Below are 22,102 nucleotides of genomic sequence, written 5' to 3'. Positions count from 1 at the left end.
GTAGAAAACCGTTCCTTGGGCCATTTTTGGCATTTTCGCGCATTCAAATTCCTCGCTTATGCCTGTATGCTGCGGTTTTGATGCGCTCAGGCTTAGAGATTGAATAATATTCCCGAAGTTAAAGGTACGAGGGGGTCCTGAATTTAGCAGATGTAAGCCTCGTACTTATAACTAAACCCAGAAGCATCCTCTTAAAAGGTAATACTCAGCTTGGAATATAGGTATCGTCCATTGAATCCCATTGGTGAGGCTGTCGGGTACGGGAAGATGCCCAAAAAGTTTGAATGAGAGGGGGTAAGATCCGGGTAATTATCCAGTAAGTTACGGGCTCCGACCATAAGAGTGGCATAATCTTCAACCACTTCATAGCTGGCAGACATATTGATAACCCACTCTTCACTCAGGGTATAATCCTGTGCGGGATCATTGTCAGGCACCAGGACCTCGCCATATCGCTTGCTGATGGCAGAAAAGCTAAAGGGCCCATTGTCATAGGTAGCCTCCAGATTCAGGGTATTTTTAGGGCGCTCTTTTTCGAGTTCCAGGCGAGCCTCCCGCCCGAAAATACTTTCTCCAAAAGATTCATCCAATTGAGAAGGGGTGCGGACACCGCTCACGAGTCGGTTGCGAGTGGTATTTAGGGCCCCCTTCAACAACAAGGAGCCCTGATCTCCCACCAGGGTACGGTAAGAGGCCGTAAGATCGATCCCCCAGGTCCGGGTATCAACGGCATTGGAGAACACCTGCACCCGCTGTGCCCCGAACTCAGAAACCAGATTCTCAATTTCCGGCCCCGACAAATTGCCGGATAGAATAATACGGTCCTCTATGTCGATGTGAAAGATATCAACGGTGAAGGTTAAGTTATCCGTCGGACTTACCGCCAGGCCCCCACTTGCGTTAAAGGATTTTTCCTCTTTTAAATCCGGTACACCCAGGACATCTGCCACATCACTGGCATTATTAAAGAGTCCGACCTCGTAGGGCACATTATCGATAAAAGTGGTTGATATTTTGGAGAAGTAGCGCTGTGCCAGATTTGGTGCGCGAAATCCCGTGCTTACCGCGCCACGGAAAATGAGCTCCTCCTGCGGTTGATAACGAAGAGCCAGCTTGCCCGTGAGGGTCTCTCCAAAATCGCTGTAGCTTTCGAAGCGACCGGCGGCATTGACCAAGACTTCATCGGCATCTCCTTCTTCCACCTGGTCCCGCGGATCGGCCCCCGCGCGATTTGTGGGTTCCCGCATGCGCATTTCTCCAAAGAGATTGATATATCCCTCATCTCCAACGGAAAAACCGTAAGCAGCGTTGATATCGTGTGTTGTCCCGTCATTGGAGAAATCATCGGTGGCGTGGTTACCCACCTTGTAGCCAACTGAAAACGGAACGGGCTCATCTCTCAGTTCGATATTCACAACACCGGCGATGGCATCGGAGCCGTATTGGGCTGCAGCCCCGTCCCGCAATACTTCCATCTGTTTGACGGCACTTGCGGGGATCGCATTCATATCCACGGGACTGGAGCCTTTCTGTATGCCTGACCCCAGGCGGTTAATCAGAGCCGACTTATGTCGCCTTTTCCCGTTGATGAGGACCAGCGTATGGTCAGGACTGAGTCCACGCAGCGTGAATGAACGAAGGGCATCCATCCCGTCCGCCACGGTCTGCCGGGGAAATTGGTATTTCTGATAATACTAACACACTCAACATGATGGGACCCGGCGTGGTTCCGCGTCCCGGATAACTTTGCCGCTAAACGATATTCTCCTACTCCTCCTCTTCAAGATAGTGGATTCTCTCCGCATCGTGAATCGAGCGAATCAAGAGCCGAATCTCCAGAAAAAGTGATTGATTGTCCTTACAGGCCTCCCTGATATAAAGTTCCTGTTCTGCAAGCGTATCAAAGGTCAATGCCTTGTCAAGTATTTTTTCAATTTTTTGCCAGTGATACCGCTCCATGGTTTCTCTCTGCTTTTATGTTGCCGAACCGTTTATCCATTCCTTTGTAATTATATGCGTATTTATCAGCAAAATGGGCTCATATTTTTGTAGCCCGTATCTCTCTCCGGGAAATTTGTTCAGCAAGGCGGGAAGGAAAAGAGCCCCCAATTTTTTACTTGATTGATTAACCACAACCAAAAAAGGAGGAGTCCTCTTATGCAGACAATAAACATTGAAATATATACGGGATAGTTCGCCTACCGCACCGTTAGGGACATGGCTGCGGGTAACTGTTATAATGCCACCGTTTATGCCCTTGGATGAAACTCCCTATGAACCTGGTGCAGCAGCGACCGGTCCACATGGGTGTAGATTTCGGTGGTGTTGATCGAAGAATGTCCCAGCATTTCCTGGACGGCGCGCAGGTCGGCGCCGCCTTCCAAAAGATGGGTGGCGAAGGAGTGGCGGAATATATGGGGGTAGACATTTTTTTCAACGCCGGCCCGTTCTGCCGCGTCATTGACAATATTCCATATACTCATGCGCGACAAAGGGTTGCCCCGCTGACTCAGAAAGATCTTGTTTTTGGCTTTCTGGGGATTTTTATCGCTTTGAAATTTGGGCCGGACAACCTCAATATAGTGCTCCAGGGCCGACTGCGCTATTTCTCCGACAGGCACCAGCCGCTCCTTGTTGCCTTTGCCCAGCACCCGGATAAAACCGATCTCAAAAAAGAGGTTATCCAGCTCCAGGCCGGTAAGCTCGCTCACGCGCATACCGGTAGCGTAGAGCGTCTCCATGATGGCTGCATTGCGGATGCCGGCGTCTGTTTCGCGATTGGGGACATCGATGAGAGCGGCCACTTCTTCCGGGTTCAACACTTCGGGGAGGTTTTTAGCCTGTTTGGGTAATTCAACCAGTTCGGCCGGGTTGGCTTTCGCGAGATCTTCAACCACCGCAAATTCGTGAAAGCCCCGGATACTGGAGATATTGCGGGCTATCGAGCTAACCGAGAGGTCCAATGCTGAGAGCTCCTCCAGGTATTGTTCGATATGATGCAGACTGATCCCGTTCAGGTCACGGATGCACAGATCACGGGCAAGAAATTTCAGATACCGCTGCAGGTCGTTCCTATAGGAGACAATGGAATTTTCAGAAAGATTTTTCTCCAGTTTAACGAATTGCAGGTAGCGCTGTAGCTCTTCCGTGTAATGCATCGGTCCCTCAGGAATTGTAGTATTCGTCAATCGGCGGTGACGGTTCGGAGTCCTGTCCCTCTTTTTTTTCCGGGAGACGATCCGGGGCACTTTTCGGGGGAAATTCCGTTTCGTCGATCGTATCAGCTTTTTGTTTCCTTTTAGCATCGCCGTCTCCGCCCTCTTTTTTGTCCTCGGGATACTCTACGCGGCTGTGATAGATTCCCACCAATATATTGAGAAAAGTATTTTTGATGGTCGTAAGATCCTGAAAGGTGAGAGGCGTTTTGCTGAGCTGTCCCTCGTTTACGCGAGCATCGATCATTTTATCAATGAGCGTTTCCAACTTCTGGTAATTGGGGTCTTTCATCGCACGTGAGGAGGCTTCAATACAATCGGCCAGCAGCATGATACCTGTCTCTTTGGTCTGGGGCAGGGGACCGTCGTACCGGAAATCTTCCTCCCGGATCTCTTTCTTATCCTCATCGGCCTGTTCTTTTGCCTTGTCCCAGAAAAATTTGATCAGTGTAGTACCGTGATGAGTCTCAATAAAATCAATGACAACTTCGGGTAATTTATGCTCCCGATCTCTTGCTATTTTAACTCCATTGGATACATGTGCCTTGATGACCAGTGCACTCATCCGGGGTTTGAGCTTATCATGTTCATTGGTTTCCGTCTGGTTTTCAGTGAAGTAACCCGGGTTTTCCATTTTTCCTATATCGTGATAGAGTCCGCCCACCCGGCAAAGCAAGCTGTTGGCTCCGATGGCTCCGGCCGCCGCTTCCGCCAGGTTCGAAACCTGCAGGCTGTGGTGGAAGGTGCCCGGGGCTTTGGTCATCAGCTTTTTAAGCAGGGGAAGATTGGTATCGCTGAGCTCCAGAAGCGTAAAGTCAGTGGTGACTTTGAACGATTTTTCAAAGAGTAGAATAAGCGGGTAGGTAATGAAGATAAAGATGGCGTTGAGAAGTACAAAAAAGAGCTCGTTCCCCAGGTTTGTCCACCCGTTGAAAGAGGTCATGCTAAAAGCCAGAATCACCACGCTATAAGAGAGGAAAACGATACCGGGGGTCGTAAAAAAGAACTGGGATCGCTTCTTGATATCACGGACCGAGAATAAACCCAGGCTACAAGCTACGGTAGTGGCCGCTACAAACTCGAAATTCTTGCCATCGATCAGCCCTGTAATAAGGGCTAAGGTAATGGTAGCCAGCAATCCGACGCGTGAGTCAAAGATAATTGTCAGGATGATGGGCGCAATGGCAACCGGCACGATATAGGAGGAAATGCTCTCCAGTCCGTAGACGATGGAGCTGCTCACACAGATAAGGGACATTGCGATGAGTACAAGCAACAGCATGGCATTATTCATAAAAATACGCCGCCTGTACAGGTAGAGATAAAAGAAAAAGATCGTCACAATGGCAAAGACCGCCAGAATGTCTCCCCCATATCGCAGCCAGCGCTCCAGATCAGTAGCATTCTGTGCCCGGGCATCGGCCAGGCTTTCCAGCCGGTTAAGCCGCTCCTCCGTAACAATATCTCCACGGCGGATGATAACCTGTCCCTGTGCCACGGCCCCCTTGCTCAGAGAGATACTGGACAGCGCCTCATTGATGTGTGCCTGGGTTTCCTGTTTGTCAAAAATGATATTGGGCTGTATGGCCTGGTTGAAAAGCTCAGAGGCAACCATGCTCATATCCTCATAGAAAATGTCGGAAAACTGGTGCCGGGCGTACTCCCTGGCTTCTTCTATATCACGAATATTGGCAATGTTGCGGGTTCGCTCGGTATATTCCTTCAGGTCACGAACAATTATTTCATCGATGGACAGCTCATTCTTATCTACATTGATAATCCCATCATTAAATAATGTTTCCGTAACGTCTTCAAGCTGGGTTTTTAGATAATCGCCGATAAATTCATTGGCCGGTCCGGATCGGGTATTGACCGGTTGGTTGAGGATTTCCGTGCGACGGTAATTTTCCAACAGGGTGTTCCAGGAATCCCGGGAGAGATTATGGGGAGCGCTGTTTTTGCGACTCACAAACTGAAGGCTATCTTTTTTAGCCGTCGTCTCATCCTTCTGTTGAGCCGCAATCCATTCTTCATAGCTGTTCAGAACAGGCTCAAAATGCTGAAAAAGAGAATCAATCTTACCCAGTACCCGCATTTCGGCGTCATGATTTACATTATAGATGGGCGGGGTGGATGCTTTGATCTCCTCACGTTCCTGTGCTATCGTCTCCTCGTCCTTTTTAATGGGAAAGGTGAACGGAGCAGTCAGGTCGTCTGCTCTCCAGGGTTCGCCTACGCTGTAGTTCACCGGTTCTTTAAAGGAGGTTTGGGGAACAGAAGCCGCCAGGACAACCAGGAATCCGACAATGATCAGTATTCGAACATACATATTTTTTTGTAGGGAAGAGGCCTGCTCCTGTTTTTTCTTCTTTTCGCCGATAACGGGCGCTCCCCGGTTCTTCTTGGGAGCCAATCCCAGTTTTTCGAGAATACTCATAGTATATTTTAAATCCGCCCCCCAAAACAGTCAATAGTCCGGCAGGGCATTAATTTGTACTTACAAGATACTTCGATTAGCAAATTATACCAACAGTCAATTATATTCCCAAAAATTATCATTCCCCGTCTATAAGATCCAGGAAAGCATCCTGGTTGAGGATCGGAATATCCCGTTCCTGTGCCTGGTCATATTTACTGCCCGGAGAGTCGCCGGCCAACAGGTAATCGGTATTACCGCTCACAGCAGACGTGACCTTTCCACCGTGTTTTTCAATCATCTCTGTGGCTTCTTTGCGGGTCAGGTCGGGAAGGCTGCCGGTAAGTACAAAGGTTCGATCGGTCAATTTTTGAGAAGCAATCTCTTCCTCTTTCATTTCAAATGTTAAGCCCGCGGACTTGAGCGACTGAATCATTCGCAAATTTGAGTCGTCATTAAAAAAGGCTGCTACGGATTCCGCGATAGTCGGACCGATGGCATCGATGTCAGCAATCTTTTCTTCTTCTGCTTCCATAAGTGCATCCATGGTCTGAAATGCGGAGGCAAGGTCCCGCGCCACCGTCTTGCCTACAAAGCGAATCCCCAGCGCATAAATGAGGCGATCGATGGATTGATTTTTACTGTCATTGATGGCATTGATCAGGTTTTGGGCGCTTTTGTCGGCCATCCGCTCCAGCGGCAGAAGCTGTTCTTTCCTGAGTTCGTACAGATCCGCATAATTTCGAATGAGGCCTTCTGAAACAAGTTGATCGGCCACAGCCTCTCCCAGCCCTTCAATATCCATAGCATCGCGGGAGGCGAAATGCGTGATGCGCTGGCGGACCTGGGGCGGGCACTCGGCATTCGTACAGCGCCAGTCCACCTCCTCCCCGAGCTTGGTGAGGGTATGTCCGCAAGCGGGACAGTCTTCAGGCATTTGGAAGGGATCGGGTCGGCCGTCGCGGTTCGGATCGACCACACTTATTACCTGGGGGATAATTTCCCCCGCTTTTTCAACGACTACGCGATCGCCCACACGGATGTCTTTTCGGTGAATTTCATCCTCGTTATGCAGCGACGCCCGCTTTACGACCGTCCCGGCCAGTTCAACGGCTTTAAGGTGGGCCACCGGCGTTATTTTTCCCAGTCGTCCCACTTGAAGTCCGATATCGTTAATCGTAGTCGTGGCCTGCTCCGCCTCAAACTTAAAAGCAATCGCCCACCGGGGGGCCTTGGACGTACTGCCCAGTTGAGAACGGAATTTATCCTCATTGACCTTGACAACGACCCCGTCGGTTTCATAGGGGAGCCGGTGCCGGAGTTCTCTCCATTCATCGATTAACTGGTGTACCTGGTCAATCGAAGCACATTTTTGGTAGTGCTCGGATACGGGCAGCCCGTATGTTGCCAACAGCTTCATTTTATCGAGCTGGGTAAGCGACGCTCCGTCCCCTTCCAAAAGAAGATCGAAACTGAAGAAGCGAATGGGTCGACGAGCCACCTCGCGCGGGTCCTGCATTTTCAGCGAACCAGCGGTAGAGTTGCGAGGATTGGCAAAAGACGGAAGTCCCTGCTGCTCGCGGTGTTCGTTCATCCGGGCAAAGGCTTCTCGCTCCATATAGGCCTCGCCACGCACTTCCACCGCCGGAGGGTAGTCGCCTTCCAGTGCAAGCGGGATATCCCGAACGGTCCTGAGATTCCGCGTGATATCATCGCCCCGTTCACCATCGCCGCGTGTGGCCCCGAGAATTAGTTTTCCATCTTCGTAGCGGAGACGAATGGAGGCACCGTCGAACTTAAGCTCGGCCAAATAGCTAAAGTCTGCATGATCTAACCGTTCGCGTACCCGCCTGTCGAAGTCGTTAAGTTCTTCTTCATTATACGTATTATCCAGGCTGAGCATAGGCACAGGATGTTCAACCGTATCAAAATCGCTGCTCGGCTCACCGCCGACGCGCCGGGTGGGGGAGGCCGGGTCCCGTAGGTCAAATTTTTCCTCGAGTTGTTCTAACTCCGAAAGGTACTCATCAAATTCTTTGTCCGATATGAAAGGCTGGGCCTCCTGATAATAAGCTTTATTGGCCTGCTCGAGCAGTTCACGCAATTCCTTGACACGATTTTGCGCCTGTTTTTTATCCATACTTAAAAATAAATCCTCATATTCGTGTTATAACTGATGAATTATGGAAGGGGGTGGGACATCAATATCCAGGGTATCCGGAGGTGGTTGAAGCCATCTGGGATCATCCTGAAAAAAAGAGCGTGTTATTTCTATTCGACCCGTCTCCGGATTAAAAAATCGTTCCCGGAAGTCGGGGATAACATGTCCATTCATTAGCAGAATGATGTTGTCCAGCCCATCGCGAAACTGAAAATCGTTGACAAAATTAAACCGGATGGCTTCGCCATTTTCAATCCAGTAAGGATTAACTTCATCAAGGATATCCGTATAGACCCTGACGGGTTCCAGGGTACCGTAGGCAGCATACAATACAATCGAAAGGGTGTCGGGCAGCCCTTCGCCCGCCTCCCGGAATTGGCTTGATCGGCCCCCGCCGCGGGTTCGCTGGGCACTATCTTCGATTGTCAGGGATCTGACATCCAGTTGAAGTGAATCGTCCGTGGTGGTTGTCCGGCTCGGTGGTTCTTGTTGGGGGATATTCGTTGCGTTGTTGCCGGGCGTCCTGACATAAAACCAGTAGATCAAGAAAGCCCCAATCGCCAGGAGTATGAGAACGGTCAGGGTAATACGCCATTTTGCCGAGGGGGTACGGGTGGATTTGAATTGATGGCCCATATCAGCCCAGTCCACGGAGTCTATTTCCCGTGTTTTTGAAAGGGGATTTTCGGAAATCGAAGTCGGCGCCGGTTCACCCCTGTTCCTCTTTTCTTTACCTTCAGAATCGGATATTTTTTTGTCCTTTATTTTCTGGCGCCGGTCATCGTCAATGAGCGACCCGCTATAGCTGTTCTTCTCTACCTTGTTGAGCGCATAAATTATGTCGCGTTCATCAATCGAAACAGCTTTGGCATAACTTCGTACATAACTACGAATATAAGTGGGATTGCTGGTTATATCCTCAAAGATGGAGTTATCTTCAATGGAAGCTAAGACCGTTTTCGGGATCTTGCTGGAGTCATGAATTTCTTCAAGGGTTATTTTCCGGCTTTTTCGGATGATCGCCAGATCATTTCCAAGTGATGGCATATTAGGTTTCCAGGTTTGAGGTCATAAAAGGCCATTAGGTATAAACAGTAAATCTAAGCAAATATCATGGTCGGCAAAAATTTTGGGAGGTAAATTTTTTGGTAAGGATTTGCCCGCTAATGGATCTCACTCATAGCACCTGACCCGTATTTCAAACCCTAAATCCTTGTGAGGCAATAGGGAAAAGGGGACCCCAATCCTTTACTTAATTGGATAACCAAAAACGGAGGAGCCCTCTCATGCAAATACGGGCCAAATGAACTTTTAACGTATAAAAAACCTCTTAGTTAAATGAAGCATTTTTTTAATAATATAACAAAAGGCCTTTCGGGTATTGTTTTTCCCCGGGTCTGCGTATGTTGCGGCCGGGAAAATACTGCGCAGCAGCGTCAGTTGTGTTCATTTTGTCTGAACGATCGTTTTGAAGATGCAAATCCGGAAAACGAACGTGCTTCCAGCGATACCCTGCTGCCCGAGGGTATTTTAGCCCAACAGGCCCTGTGGAATTTTGACAAGGGCGGGGTTCTGCAGGACCTGATGCACCTGTTAAAATATGAACGTCTTATCACGTTAGGAATTGACCTGGGACGAAAGCTGGGAGAACGTATACGAAAACATCCTTTTTTGAATCACACACTTCTTCAGGGCCCGATTTCTATTTTACCCGTCCCCCTCCATTATCTGAAGTATCGATTCCGGGGATTCAACCAGGCTTTCAAAATAGCCCTCGGGTTTCAGCAGGTATGGCCGCAAATTCCCATCTGTGATATCAAAAGTGTGGTGAGAATAAAAAACACGCGCACACAAACGGGCCTTACACTGGAAAAACGTCTCAGAAATATCAAAGATGCCTTTAGCGTGAACAACCCATCAATGATATCGGATCATTCGGTGGTGATTGTTGATGATGTATTCACGACCGGCGCAACCACCTTTGAGCTTGCCCAGACCGTTTTGGCATCCGGAGCCCGTGCCATTATAATTCTGACGGTTGCACAGGCATAATTTTTGGCATATAATTCATTTTTTCCAAAAAGAAGGATATTTTTAGGTCTATGAGTAAATTTACTTCGCGACCGCAAAACTTATATTTGGAAACCCAGTTGGGTATCGTCACGCGTACCGGCGATTGGTTTCACACCACGGCCAAACATATCGAACAGTTTGTGCCCGGCCTGCTGGAGGAACGTTCTTTAGATCATCTTGTCGAGGAAGCCGTAGCCTGGGTGCGCAGCGCCGACAGCCTGTCGCTTACCTTGCTGCTCGTTTTGTTAATCTACATACACCCTGTCCTTGCCGCCGTTATTGCCATTGCGTTTCACTTTTTTTGGTATCGTTTTAAAAGCGCGTTTGTGACGATATACCTGGGAAAGTTGTTCAAGGTGATGAACAAAGACGGCTACCTGTTAATCATCTCGCTGGTGATCATAAGCCTCCTTGGCATGAACGGGCAGTATCTGGCCGCCGGAATGGGGCTCGTATTCTTTTTTCTGATGAAACTGGGCCTTTTAAAACGCTTATGGGACAAAATTGACGAGGACAAGGCTGATCAACTCTCCCTTAACGATCGTGTGTTTAAAATGGTTTTAGTAAAGTATGCCATTTACTACAATAAGGCACCTTCGGAAGTGCAGGACATGGAGAAAAAATTTAAAGAACTGGCATTAAGCAGAAAACAAGGCAAAGGCTGACGTGAGTTTGACAAATATATATCTGGCCCGTCATGGAGAAACGGAATATAACCGGCGTAATCAAATGCAGGGGAGAGGGATTGATGCCCCGCTGAATGAGATGGGCCGCCGCCAGGCACAGGCGATAGCCGAGCATTTAAAAGAAAGAGATCTCCACCACATTTACTGCAGCAGCTTAAAACGCTCGCGCGAAACGGCAGAATTTGTGGGCAAGACCTGTTGTTTGAGCGTTCAGCCCCACAGGGAGCTTGATGAAATGAACTTTGGTGTGCTGGAGGGACGGACCATCGCCGAAATCGAGCCGGAGCTGAAAGAACTTCAGCAGAACTGGAAATCAGGAAATATTGATTTTGCCCTGCAAGAGGCTGAAAGTCCCAAAATGGTGCTGGATAGAGCGGCAACAAGGGCTGAAGAGATTATCAGCGAGCAACAGAAGCGTAATTTGCTGTTTGTGCTTCATGGACGCCTGATCCGGATTTTATTATCGCACTGGCTGCAGCTCGGACTCTCTGCGATGCATCGCATAGAACACAGCAATGGAGCACTGTATCACCTGCAGTGGGATGGAGATCAGTTTGAGTCGGTATATCTGAATAATACGGACCATTTAAGAAACGGAGTTTAGATATTGGAAGTAAAAGATCAGTTTCCTGGTATGTCCTTAATGGGAATTCGTAAAAGAGGCCGTTCTCCCAATTTCACCCGTCACCGCGACTTGAGCATTCGGTATCCGGCTTCCAAATCAATGAATACAGCGAAATTTAAAGGTACAGAGCGTTTATGAGTGAAAAAGTTCGCAGGATGTTTGCTGACATAGCCGATGACTACGATCGGGTTAACTCCATTCTATCGTTTGGGGTCCACCATGCCTGGCGGAGCCGAACCGTGCAGCTAAGCGGGGCACGGGAGGGCCATCATGTACTTGATTGTGCTACCGGGACGGGCGACCTGGCGTTGGAATTCAAAGAGAAAGTGGGTGACGGCGGATATGTGCTGGGCACGGATTTTTGCAAGGAGATGATCGAACACGCTCCCGAAAAGGCACAGGAGCATGACCTAACGGTCGATTTTGAAGTGGCTGATGCCATGGACCTGCCCTATGAGAACGACCGGTTTGATATTGCCAGCATTGCCTTTGGTATCCGTAATGTGGATGATCCCATACAGGCACTTAAAGAGTTGGGACGGGTGGTCAAACCCGGTGGGAAGGTGGTGGTACTGGAATTCGGACAGCCTAAAGGATTGCTAAAATACCCCTACGAGATGTACAGCCAGTACATCATGCCTGCAGTCGGGGGATGGATCAGTGGTAACCGGGAGGCATATACCTACCTGCCCAGGACGAGCGCCGAATTTCCGGCGGGAAACAATTTTGTTAACCTGATGAAAAAATCTGATACCTTTACTTCACAGATGTTTGAGAAGCTAACCGGAGGCATTGCTTATATTTATGTGGGTACCGTTCAATAAATAATGTATATTCAATCCTCATGAGTGGTTGAGGTTAGACAGCGTCCGACAGCGACCGGACCGCAGATCCTGAACCTTGAATGCGCCAGATAACGCCAGGCCGCTATCTGCACGCCGGGGGGATGGTGGTTTTTTACCACTCACTGTACTTCCAATTTAAATTTTATTACCAATAAATATTTTTTGACATGTCATTAATGGAAATCGAAGCAATAAAGAAAGTATTACCCCATCGCTATCCTTTTTTATTGGTTGACCGCGTTTTAGAGCTGGAAGAGAAACGTATTCTTGCATATAAAAATGTTTCAGCTAACGAGGATTTCTTTAACGGGCATTTTCCCGGAAAACCTCTGATGCCCGGTGTGTTACAGGTAGAAGCACTGGCTCAGACGGGCTGTATTATGCTTACTGAAATGCATATAGAAGATCCCGATAATCATCTTATTGTTTTCACTAATATCAATAAGGCCAAGTTTCGCAAATCCGTGGTACCGGGCGACCAGCTTATGATGGAAGTGTTCCTTACCAACAGGCGCCGTAACTTTACAACGATGGAGGGGACTGCTACGGTTGATGACAAAGTGGTATGTGAGCTTGAAGCAACCTCTGCAATTGTTCCAAAAGAAGACGAATGAGTACGCAATCATCCCCAGACCGACCGCCTAAAATAACCACCCAGACCATCGTTGACATGAAGGAGAGGGGGCAGAAGATCAGTATGCTCACAGCCTATGACTTTACGATGGCTCATATTGTAGACCAGGCGGGAATTGACGTGATCCTGGTGGGCGATTCCGCCAGTAACGTGATGGCCGGCTATGAGACCACCGTTCCGATGACGCTCGACCATATGATATATCACGCCTCTTGTGTCGTTCGCGGCGTTGAAACGGCGCTGGTTATTGCTGATCTGCCGTTTATGAGTTATCAGGTGACCGCCAAAGAAGCCCTGACCAGTGCCGGACGCATGATGAAGGAAGCGGGGGTTCACGGGGTCAAGCTGGAGGGCGGAAAACCGATTGTAAAAACAATTGCGAAAATTGTGGAGGCGGGGATCCCCGTTATGGGTCACCTCGGACTGACACCCCAGAGCATCTATAAATTCGGGACGTACAAAGTGCGGGCTACCGGGGACGAAGAAGCAGATCAGCTCCTCGAAGATGCCAGGCTTCTGGAGGAAGCGGGCTGTTTTTCCATTGTCCTGGAAAAAATACCCGCGGAACTTGCTCAAAAAGTAACGGCCGAACTTTCTATTCCTACGATCGGCATCGGAGCCGGCGCGGCGTGCGACGGACAGGTATTGGTGACACACGATATGCTTGGGCTCAATAAGGAATTCAAACCGCGATTTTTACGCCGTTACGCCGATATGCATTCGGGAATGACCGAGGCCGTTCAATCGTATATTCAGGATGTCAAATCCGGTGATTTTCCCAGTGAGCAGGAACAGTACGGTTAGCCCGTATTTCTCATAAAAATTTATGGTGAGAAATAAGGGTTAGTTTGGGGAGGGAAAGGGATTAAGCGGTCAGTTTCTGATGCGGAAGTAAGCAGATGTAATATATAAATACGCTTTTTTGTTTCGGTTTCCCTGCAATGAAGAATTTGACCTGAATTATTTTCGAATGAATGCAGAAACAACCTGATTTCTGTTGGAATGATTCGACTACAGCATTTTTTTAAATTAAAGTAACGGATTTATTTATGAGTAATTCCGAACGCCCGGTAATCCTTGTTTGTAACGATGACGGTATCTTTGCGCCGGGGATCCGCGCCCTGGCCGAAGTAGCCGATGAGTTTGGCGATGTGGAAATTATTGCCCCCGATCGACAACAGAGTGCGGCGGGACACGCGGTAACGGTGGATACACCGCTGCGTTCCCGTTCTTTCCAGATTGACGGCCGCTTTAACGGCCAGGCGGTTTCGGGCACGCCGGCCGATTCAATCAAGTTAGCACACGACCAGCTGATGAAGCGAAAGCCCGACCTGGTCGTCAGCGGTATCAACCACGGGAGTAACGCCGGCGTCAACATCCTGTATTCGGGTACGGTAAGTGCTGCTACGGAGGGCACTATTTTGGGGTATCCGTCTATCGCCATAAGCTGCACTGATTTTGATGAGGACGCCGACCTCAGCGGTGCCAAAGAGGCGGCCCGTAAGGTGATCGGCTATGTACTGAGCGTGGGACTGCCACAGGGGGTGACGTTAAATTTGAATGTTCCGGCCGGCGAGCTCAAAGGCATCAAATGGGCGCGCCAGGCGGACAGCCGGTATGTTGAGGAGTTCGAGGGGCGTGTTGATCCCAACAATCGTTCCTATTACTGGCTTACCGGCAGGCTTGAGCTGCTGGATGAAGGAGATGACCTGGATGTCAATGTGCTGGAAAAGGGATATGCGGCATTGACACCTATCCAATATGACATGACGGCTTACGCCCTGCTCAAGAAAGTGGATGATATAGAGCTCTGATACTATCCGCTTTTTTCAACAAGAAACACGGGCTATCCTTATCTTGGTTTGTCCAGCGGGATCAAGTCCCGATAAGCAGATCCTAACGCCCGGTGGAATAGGTTAATGTCCCTTTTCCTCCAGCATCTTTACCACATCCAGCCAGAAAGAACGGTAGATGGTTTCCCGGTCGTTTTTGACGCGGACATGCATCTGTTCCAGGTGCGAAAGGCTGGACGTCTTGATATGATGACCCCATTTCGAGCTTTCGACAGAAACCATGCCGTCATTGATCCCTTCCTGTTCGTAGATATGATTATTCTGATAACGGCTGATGACGCGAATGGGGACCGAGGTGCCCTTGCCCACCGCCGAGCTGTATGAATAATAGGGAATACCGGGTACATCCGTGATTTTCGGATTGAATTCTTCCGTGATATACCGGCGGGTGAGCTGCACCGCGGACCCCACAGAATCGCTTTTGGTCTTGGGGTAGATCCGATCACCCATCCAGTCCAGGAAATCAGCTAACTTCTCACGGATGGCATCCGGTGTTTTAAGCGTCAGTTCGGCGAGAGAAGTACCATGATGGGGAGTTGAGACTGTAGTAAATGAGGCCACGTTGTGCGCGATATCCAGCTCGGAAAGGGCATAGCGCATATCCAGTCCCCCCATGCTGTGCGCGATGATGTTCACCTTCTCATAGTGCTGTTTATCCGTCAATTCACGAATCGAATGCACCCATCCCCGGGCGCGCGTTTCAATTTTGGCATAAGGCACAATGTTAGGGGCGAAGGCGGTTACATTGTGAGAACGCAGAAGCATTGAGACATCGTAGAGGGGAGATGGTTTGACCAGCGAAGCGATTGCTCCGTAGCCATGACATAGCAGAACGGGGTATTTGAGGTGGACCGTTTCGGGACCCGGAAACTCTTCCAGTTGGAGCTTGTTAAGCCATCGGTCGGTATCAAATTGTTCAAGCATACTTAAAAATTTATTTTAGGCGGTGGAATAAGTTCAACACCGGCTTTTTTTAGTTCAGGTAGTTTTTCACCCAGCCAGTGTAATGTTGTTTCATTTCCTGTAATAATAGCCAGAGAGTAGGACTGCCCCGACTTCAGTTTATTCAGTTCTTCCAGAAAAGAAGCCTTGCCAAGATATTCATGCAGGTATAAAGCCTCGCGGGCATCAACAAATGTTAAATCGGTTCGGGCGGCCATGTTCTTGGCGTCGGGCGAATTATCGCTACCTGACAGCAACAGCTTCGCATTGGGCAGGACATTCTCAAACTGTTTGAGTCGCCGCAACGCCACCGAGGGGTTATGCTGCATTAAATCCTCATTCTCATCATTCCGGAGCCAAAAGAGGATACGGTCGTACTGTCCTGCCAGTGATTTCTGGAGCTCATTGGCTTCCATCGGATGATTAATGGAAAGCACAATGGGAATAGGCTCGCCGAAGGTGGTTAAGGTATTCAACAACTCATCATCCGGAAATCTTTCTATGGCAACAATGATACTGGCGCGGTCTCTGTGATAGACGAGATCAGGATCGGTATGCAGGGCCACCGTCCGAAAAACTGTTCCCTTATATTCCAGGTGGATACGCATTTGCTGGTCCGAAAAGCTTACCCGCGCCGGAGTGGAGACGCCGAGAGCGTGGAATCTTCTGTTTAGTTCGGCATGCAGCTGCGTTTTAGAAAAGCCGGCCGGTAAATCAATATGGTAGATTTTGCGGCTGAAGGTTGAATCCACCTCCATGGAAGAACGGCTGATTTGCTGGTCGCTGATACTGAAACTTCTCAGTTCATATGCGATCAGTGAATCAGCCTGGGCAAAAGATTGAAGCTTTGCCGGCGGACGGTCTGAAATATTGAACAACATGAATCCGCTTACCATACACGAGATCAGAAGCAGTAAAACGATAACTCTTTTTTTCTTTTGTTCCTTCAAATCAGATGCAGATATTTAGTTGGCGGTAATAATACAAGATGCCGCTCAATACGTTAACAACGATTCTTATATGGTATCCAATATTATGTCGTACGAAATTGAGCTTGTTGAGAATTCAGAACAAATAGATGCCTTTCATGATCTTCCATTCCAAATATATGAAGATTATCCTAACTGGGCACCACCGTTCCGATTCGAAATAGAAAATATTTTCGACCCTGAACATAACGTTTTTTTTGATAATGGCGAATGTGAACGTTTCCTGGTTAAACAGGGTAACCGGGTGAGGGCCCGCTTTGCCGTGATGAATAACCCGGCCCGCGATCGTGTACTGGAGCCGAGGATGGGAGGGATCGGTTTTCTTGAAATGGAAAATGATCGCCGGCTTGTGCGAAAAATCATAGATTTTGCTGAAGCATGGCATTATGACCGGGGCTACCGGGCCATGCGGGGGCCGATTAATTTTGGTGAAAACGATACCTATTGGGGCTTGCTGGTAGAAAATTACGACGAACCGCCCATTTACGGCATGTTTTACCATCCCCCCTACTACAAACAGTTGCTTGAGCAGACGGGTGCTGTTAAACTGGATGATCACTGGAGCTACAAGCGTGAATTTGCCAAGCCCATTCCCGAACGGATGAAAAAAATAACCGATCGCATAGAGAGCCGTTCCAATGTTTCCTTGCGTTCCATTGATATGAACAATATTTATCGTGATGCCGAGTATATCCGGGAAATTTATAACGAGGCATGGAGTGAGCAGGAGATTGATGAACGGGAAGAAGAGTTTACGGAGTTGACCCGGGACACCGTCCGGGAAATGGTGGATAAACTAAAACCCGTCATGATTCCCGACAGTGTGCTTATTGCTTTTGTAGATGATGAGCCGGCCTCCTTTATCGTGTGTGTGCCCGACCTGAACGAGATCTCCCGGGAGACCGGCGGGCGACTCCGGTGGTGGCATTATCCCAAGCTGCTTTGGTTTAAGCGGCGAGCCAGGCATTTACGATCGCTGGTATACGGGACGAAACCCAAGTTCAGGAAGATGGGATTAGAGGCACTGACCTTTACCAGGGGTATCCAGTATACCAGGGAGGCAGCCCCCAGCCTTGAATACCTCGAAGGGGCGTGGGTGAGTGAAAAAAACTGGCTCATGCAACGGAGCCTCGAAGCACTTGGCTGCCGTCATCACAAAACGCACCGAACTTATAAATGGGAATTTTAGCCCGTATTGAAAATGCGGTCGAGCAGCTGGCGGGCGACGTCTTTCTTGGTGCCTGAAAAATCCTGCCGGACATTCTCACCCAGCAGGGTTACGGTATTGGTGTCGGTTCCAAAGCCGGAATTATGGTCCGCAATCGAATTGGCGGCTATCCAGTCTGCTTTTTTGCTTTCCCGCTTCTTTTGAGCATACTCAACCATGTTCTCGGTCTCCATCGCAAATCCGATGAGAGTCTGCCCCTCTCTTTTATGATGGCCGAGCCAGGATAGAATATCCGGCGTGCGGCTCAGTTTTAGCGATGAAGCATCATCGTTCTTTTTTATTTTTTGCTCGGCGGGCGATTCAGGCGTAAAATCTGCCACCGCCGCGGCCATGATAATGACATCGGCATCCGCATGGGCCTTTACTTGCTCGAAGAGTTCATCCGTCGAGACAATTTCTATCGTATCGACTCCTCCCGGTTTCGGAATATGGACCGGACCGTGGATAACCGTTACCTCGCCTCCCATAGTACGTGCAGCCTCTGCCATGGCAAACCCCATCTTGCCGGAGCTGGGATTGGAAATAAAACGGACCGGATCTATAAACTCGCGGGTGGGACCGGCTGTGACTACCACCTTCTTCCCTGACAGGAGACCCCGAAGCTGTTGTTCTTCGAGGATCGCCCGGCACTCCTCCAGGATCATTTCGGTTTCCGGAAGACGTCCCCTGCCTTCGAGCCCACTGGCCAGGTAACCGGCTTCGGGTTCAAGGATATGGATACCGTCCCCGCGGAGCGTCGCTAAATTCCGCTTAACAGCTGCTGACCGGTACATTTCCCCGTCCATGGTGGGACAGACAAGCAGGGGACACCGTGCCGAGAGAACCGTGGCGGTAAGCATATTATCGGAAAACCCGCCGGCTATTTTAGCCATCGTATTGGCGGTACACGGGGCAATAACAAAAAGATCGGCCCATTCCCCCCAGCTAATATGCCGGGTCCACTGGTTTTTGTCCGACTGATTACCGGGAAAAATATCGACAGCAACAGCATGACGGGAAAGCGAAGAGAAGGTATCGCTACCCACAAATTGCAGGGCACTGGGGGTCATGGTAACACGCACCTGCGCCTCGGCTTTCTGGAAAGCACGTAAAAGAAAAGCAGCCTTATAAGCTGCAATTCCCCCGGTGACGCCTAACACTATCCGTTTGCCGGATAACATCTATTCTTCGTCCTGTGGATATCTGAAATAAATGTCGCCGCGGCGCATTTCATCCACCGCTCGCTGCGTAGGGTGAGGCAGCTTCTCAAAATCCTTGGAAATATTCTCCTGTTCTTCGTTAAAGGAGAATTCATCCTCATCCTCAAAGCCTTCAAAATATTTGAGCTTCTCATCCAGCTGAAGCTTTTCCTGTGCAGCAATCTGGCGTGCACGCTTCGACATGATGGTAATCAATTCGTACTGATTACCGGTACTTTTGTTCAGTTTTTCAACATCAAGCGTTTTTATAGACATAACTAATCAGTAATAAAAGGTTCAATAATTGTCCGAATTTCTTCGTACGCCGTATCGAGATCGTCGTTTACCACAATATGATCGAAGTGCCGGGCGTGGTTCATTTCCATTTCGGCCCGCTGCAAACGTTTTTTTAATGTGACATTCGTTTCGCTTCCGCGTTTCCGGAGGCGCTGTCGCAGAACGTCCATTGAAGGCGGCTCTATAAAAATGGATATTGCTTCCGATCCGTATATTTCAAGCACGTTGAGAGCGCCTTTCACTTCAATATCAAGCAGGGGAAAATACCCAGAATCAACCAATTTATCAACTTCTGACTGCAGCGTCCCGTACCGGTATCCGCTGTAATATTCCCATTCTAAAAACGCATTTCCCTCAATCATTCGGCTAAACTCGTCTTCGTTCAGAAAATAGTAGTCTTCGCCCTCAATTTCACCCTTTCTGGGGGGACGGGTAGTAGCGGAAGTTGAAAACTTTATTTCCGGGTACTCATTAAGCAACCGCCGGGCCAGCGTTGTTTTACCGGCTCCGCTGGGAGCCACAAGAACAATGATTTTCCCGCGACGCTCTGTTTTATTCAACGTTCTGCACCTGTTCCCTTATTTGTTCCAGGCTTTCTTTAGCCTGTACGACATACTGAGATATTTCCGAATCATTGGCCTTGGAGCCGATAGTATTGATTTCCCGGTTTATCTCCTGGCTCAGGAAGTTCAGGCGACGACCGACCGCGTTCTCATTTTCGACGGCCTCGCGGAAAAACTTGAGATGCGACTGCGTGCGGACAATTTCTTCTGTGATATCCATTTTATCGACGAGCACAGCAACTTCCATTTCCAGTCGGTCATCGTCAATTTTGTCGTTATCGATCAGGTCGTTGATACGTTCCAAAAGTTCCTCTTTGGTTTTCTTAGCGCGCCCGTTCGTTTTTTCCCGGATAATGTTCAGCATCTCTTCGATATGATCAACCCGCTGGAGCAGATCCTCCTTAAGCTGACTGCCTTCCTGCCGGCGCATGCCGGTAAGGGCTCCGGCGGCTTTTTCGGTGGCGGACCGGGTGAGCTCCCAGACGATCTGCCGTGTTTCATCGTCCTCCTCGCGGGACTCAAAAATGTCGTTGAACTGCATCAGATCGCCCAGGGAAATCGGTTTTTCGATATTTGCGGCATCACGCAGGTCATTGAGCATCATTTTGTAGCCGCGCACCAGATTTTTATTGAAAGTGATGTCCGGCCGGCCGGTATCAGCTTTATCAACACGAACGGAAGCATTTATTTTGCCCCGCTGTATATGCTGCTGGAGGCGCTCCTTGAGTTCGAGTTCCTTCTCCTGTATAAGCTGGGGCAGTCGCAGTGAAATATCGAGATAGCGGCTGTTAACGGTTTTAAGCTCCACCGTTACCGATATATTATCCGACGAAGCTTCGCCGCGACCAAATCCGGTCATGGATGTAATCATAAATAACTTCCGAATAGATGAACATTAAACAATTAGGGAAATTAAGATAATAAAGTAAGACTCCGAATAAAATCTACCGGACGGCCGCAACAACCGTATCCGCGAGTTCTTTGGCTTTTTCTGCGGAGATCCCTTCGGAATAGATACGAATAATCGGTTCAGTGTTTGATTTTCGAAGATGTACCCATCCGTCTTCAAAATCAATTTTTACCCCGTCGGTGGTATCAGGGTGGTAATCCCGGTACACTTTCTGCGCTTTTTCCAGAATAGCGTCCCCGTCAATATCAGCCAGGTCCATCTTGCTTTTTCGTATGACATAACCGGGCAGGGAGTTCCGGTAGTCCTCGGCCGTTATGTCGCGTTCGGCAAGCAGCTGCATCATGATGGCAGCGCCCATCAGGGCATCACGCCCGTAATGAAGGTCGGGATTAATAACCCCGCCGTTGCCCTCCCCGCCGATTACGGCATTCACTTCTTTCATTTTTTGGACCACATTAATTTCACCCACGGCTGAGCGGTGACATTCTTGCCCGTACTGTTGGGCTATATCATCCGTCACGCGCGAAGAAGAGAGATTCGTCGCGCAGGCCCCTCCTTTTTTCTCAAGCATGAAGTCGAAAGCCGCCGCCTGGGTATATTCCTCGCCGAACAGGTTACCCTTGTCGGATACCAGTGCCAGCCGGTCGCCATCGGGATCGGTTACCAGCCCAAGGTCACACCCTTTTTCACGGACAAGCGAACAAATATCCTGAAGATGCTCGGGAAGGGGCTCCGGGTTGTGCGCAAAGCGTCCGTCAGGCTCGTCATGAACCGCATGGATTTCATCAACACCCAGCGCATGCAGCAGGGGAGGGAGGGCAATCGCGCCCGTCCCGTTAACCGGATCCATAGCCACCGAAAAGTTTTTGGATGCAATAAGATCCGGATCAATATAGGGCAGGTCCAGAATTTTCCGGATATGGTGATCCAGAGCGTCCGTATCGGTTTCGACGGACCCTATTTGGTCGAAGGGTTTGTACCGGTAAGATTGATCTTCGCTGATACGGATCACTTCCCCTCCTTCCCCGGCGTCGAGGAATTCGCTCCTGCTGTTAAGAAGCTTCAAGGCATTCCATTCAGCGGGGTTATGGCTGGCGGAAATGATGACGGCCCCGGCTGCGCTGTGTTTAAGGACAGCCATGGCTACCGTGGGAGTCGTGGCGACGCCCAGCTGTACGACATCGCAGCCTACGGATTGGAGCGTTGCTGCGACGATATCCTCACACACTTGTCCCGTCACCCGGGTGTCGCGGCCGACGACGATTTTCCCGCCGTCAGCCCAGCTTCCGAAGGCGGCGCTGAAGCGACCGAGATTTTCAGGAGTTAAGTCGGTTCCGAAAATGCCCCGGATACCCGAGACGGAAATCATTAAGGCCATATGCTTGACATCAAGAGTTAAATTCTAAATAAATGAATGCAGGTAGTTACTATTTTTTGTCCATTATTCAAAGCAGGTAGCAAGCAGGCCGCAGCTCACAGCTGTTCTG

21 protein-coding genes are annotated in these 22,102 nt (G+C 49.3%); 8 read left to right on the top strand and 13 right to left on the bottom strand.

Annotated elements, in window-relative coordinates; genetic code table 11:
- Window positions 1–191 precede the first annotated feature (191 nt).
- From BUB16_RS05120 to BUB16_RS05095, 6 genes are all read right to left on the bottom strand, one after another.
- The gene (locus tag BUB16_RS05120) at window positions 192–1,661 is read right to left on the bottom strand and encodes a TonB-dependent receptor plug domain-containing protein (RefSeq protein WP_170864288.1); all 1,470 of its coding nucleotides are present in this window, start codon (window positions 1,659–1,661) and stop codon (window positions 192–194) included.
- A gap of 106 nt (window positions 1,662–1,767) precedes the next feature.
- On the bottom strand, window positions 1,768–1,959 hold the full coding sequence (locus tag BUB16_RS05115; protein ID WP_073060228.1) for a hypothetical protein: 192 nt from the start codon (window positions 1,957–1,959) through the stop codon (window positions 1,768–1,770).
- Between the two features lie 290 nt (window positions 1,960–2,249).
- The gene (gene xerD / locus BUB16_RS05110) at window positions 2,250–3,188 is read right to left on the bottom strand and encodes a site-specific tyrosine recombinase XerD (RefSeq protein ID WP_280173640.1); all 939 of its coding nucleotides are present in this window, start codon (window positions 3,186–3,188) and stop codon (window positions 2,250–2,252) included.
- The gene (locus tag BUB16_RS05105) at window positions 3,166–5,652 is read right to left on the bottom strand and encodes an HD family phosphohydrolase (RefSeq protein ID WP_073060224.1); all 2,487 of its coding nucleotides are present in this window, start codon (window positions 5,650–5,652) and stop codon (window positions 3,166–3,168) included. Before BUB16_RS05105 ends, xerD begins: the two co-directional genes overlap by 23 nt.
- Window positions 5,653–5,770: 118 nt before the next feature.
- The gene (gene ligA, locus BUB16_RS05100) at window positions 5,771–7,771 is read right to left on the bottom strand and encodes an NAD-dependent DNA ligase LigA (RefSeq protein WP_073060221.1); all 2,001 of its coding nucleotides are present in this window, start codon (window positions 7,769–7,771) and stop codon (window positions 5,771–5,773) included.
- Window positions 7,772–7,798: 27 nt separating this feature from the next.
- Window positions 7,799–8,839: a helix-turn-helix domain-containing protein gene (locus tag BUB16_RS05095; RefSeq protein WP_073060218.1), complete on the bottom strand. Its 1,041-nt coding sequence runs from the start codon at window positions 8,837–8,839 to the stop codon at window positions 7,799–7,801.
- A 291-nt stretch (window positions 8,840–9,130) separates the two neighbouring features.
- On the opposite strand from BUB16_RS05095, the gene BUB16_RS05090 reads away from it, so the two are divergent.
- From BUB16_RS05090 to surE, 7 genes are all read left to right on the top strand, one after another.
- Complete coding sequence (locus tag BUB16_RS05090) at window positions 9,131–9,844, top strand: ComF family protein (protein WP_084088043.1); 714 nt, start codon at window positions 9,131–9,133, stop codon at window positions 9,842–9,844.
- A 50-nt stretch (window positions 9,845–9,894) separates the two neighbouring features.
- Window positions 9,895–10,530: a hypothetical protein gene (locus BUB16_RS05085; RefSeq protein WP_073060215.1), complete on the top strand. Its 636-nt coding sequence runs from the start codon at window positions 9,895–9,897 to the stop codon at window positions 10,528–10,530.
- 7 nt (window positions 10,531–10,537) lie between these two features.
- Window positions 10,538–11,155: a histidine phosphatase family protein gene (locus BUB16_RS05080; protein ID WP_170864287.1), complete on the top strand. Its 618-nt coding sequence runs from the start codon at window positions 10,538–10,540 to the stop codon at window positions 11,153–11,155.
- A gap of 155 nt (window positions 11,156–11,310) precedes the next feature.
- Window positions 11,311–12,000 (top strand): bifunctional demethylmenaquinone methyltransferase/2-methoxy-6-polyprenyl-1,4-benzoquinol methylase UbiE, encoded by a 690-nt coding sequence (ubiE, locus tag BUB16_RS05075; RefSeq protein ID WP_073060209.1) that lies wholly within the window; start codon window positions 11,311–11,313, stop codon window positions 11,998–12,000.
- 188 nt (window positions 12,001–12,188) lie between these two features.
- On the top strand, window positions 12,189–12,635 hold the full coding sequence (gene fabZ / locus BUB16_RS05070; RefSeq protein ID WP_073060206.1) for a 3-hydroxyacyl-ACP dehydratase FabZ: 447 nt from the start codon (window positions 12,189–12,191) through the stop codon (window positions 12,633–12,635).
- The gene (panB, locus tag BUB16_RS05065; RefSeq protein ID WP_073060203.1) at window positions 12,632–13,459 is read left to right on the top strand and encodes a 3-methyl-2-oxobutanoate hydroxymethyltransferase; all 828 of its coding nucleotides are present in this window, start codon (window positions 12,632–12,634) and stop codon (window positions 13,457–13,459) included. The genes fabZ and panB overlap by 4 nt, the downstream gene beginning before the upstream one ends.
- Window positions 13,460–13,704: 245 nt before the next feature.
- Complete coding sequence (surE, locus tag BUB16_RS05060) at window positions 13,705–14,469, top strand: 5'/3'-nucleotidase SurE (RefSeq protein ID WP_073060200.1); 765 nt, start codon at window positions 13,705–13,707, stop codon at window positions 14,467–14,469.
- Between the two features lie 102 nt (window positions 14,470–14,571).
- Here surE and BUB16_RS05055 read toward each other — a convergent pair whose 3' ends face one another.
- Both BUB16_RS05055 and BUB16_RS05050 read right to left on the bottom strand, forming a co-directional pair.
- Window positions 14,572–15,432, bottom strand: a complete 861-nt coding sequence (locus tag BUB16_RS05055) for an esterase/lipase family protein (protein WP_073060197.1) — start codon at window positions 15,430–15,432, stop codon at window positions 14,572–14,574.
- A 2-nt stretch (window positions 15,433–15,434) separates the two neighbouring features.
- On the bottom strand, window positions 15,435–16,331 hold the full coding sequence (locus tag BUB16_RS05050; RefSeq protein WP_139240194.1) for a hypothetical protein: 897 nt from the start codon (window positions 16,329–16,331) through the stop codon (window positions 15,435–15,437).
- Window positions 16,332–16,485: 154 nt separating this feature from the next.
- On the opposite strand from BUB16_RS05050, the gene BUB16_RS05045 reads away from it, so the two are divergent.
- Window positions 16,486–17,628 carry a hypothetical protein gene (locus tag BUB16_RS05045; protein WP_170864286.1) on the top strand — a complete coding sequence of 381 codons (1,143 nt, stop codon included), beginning with the start codon at window positions 16,486–16,488 and terminating at the stop codon, window positions 17,626–17,628.
- Here BUB16_RS05045 and coaBC read toward each other — a convergent pair.
- From coaBC to glmM, 5 genes are all read right to left on the bottom strand, one after another.
- Entirely contained in the window at window positions 17,625–18,827 is a 1,203-nt protein-coding gene (gene coaBC, locus BUB16_RS05040; protein ID WP_073060188.1) for a bifunctional phosphopantothenoylcysteine decarboxylase/phosphopantothenate--cysteine ligase CoaBC, read from the bottom strand. The two genes, BUB16_RS05045 and coaBC, sit on opposite strands and share 4 nt — an antisense overlap.
- Window positions 18,828–19,121, bottom strand: coding sequence for a DNA-directed RNA polymerase subunit omega (locus tag BUB16_RS05035; RefSeq protein ID WP_073060185.1), 294 nt, complete (start codon window positions 19,119–19,121; stop codon window positions 18,828–18,830).
- 2 nt (window positions 19,122–19,123) lie between these two features.
- Window positions 19,124–19,702 (bottom strand): guanylate kinase, encoded by a 579-nt coding sequence (gene gmk / locus BUB16_RS05030; RefSeq protein WP_073060182.1) that lies wholly within the window; start codon window positions 19,700–19,702, stop codon window positions 19,124–19,126.
- The gene (locus tag BUB16_RS05025; RefSeq protein WP_073060179.1) at window positions 19,695–20,576 is read right to left on the bottom strand and encodes a YicC/YloC family endoribonuclease; all 882 of its coding nucleotides are present in this window, start codon (window positions 20,574–20,576) and stop codon (window positions 19,695–19,697) included. Before BUB16_RS05025 ends, gmk begins: the two co-directional genes overlap by 8 nt.
- Before the next feature lie 73 nt (window positions 20,577–20,649).
- Window positions 20,650–21,993: a phosphoglucosamine mutase gene (glmM, locus tag BUB16_RS05020; protein ID WP_073060176.1), complete on the bottom strand. Its 1,344-nt coding sequence runs from the start codon at window positions 21,991–21,993 to the stop codon at window positions 20,650–20,652.
- Window positions 21,994–22,102: the final 109 nt, after the last annotated feature.

Origin of the sequence: Fodinibius roseus (genome assembly GCF_900129315.1) — a bacterium.
GTDB lineage: Bacteria > Bacteroidota > Rhodothermia > Balneolales > Balneolaceae > Fodinibius > Fodinibius roseus.
The sequence above is the reverse complement of the archived record's forward strand: the minus strand, read 5'-3'. Positions and strand labels throughout refer to the sequence as shown.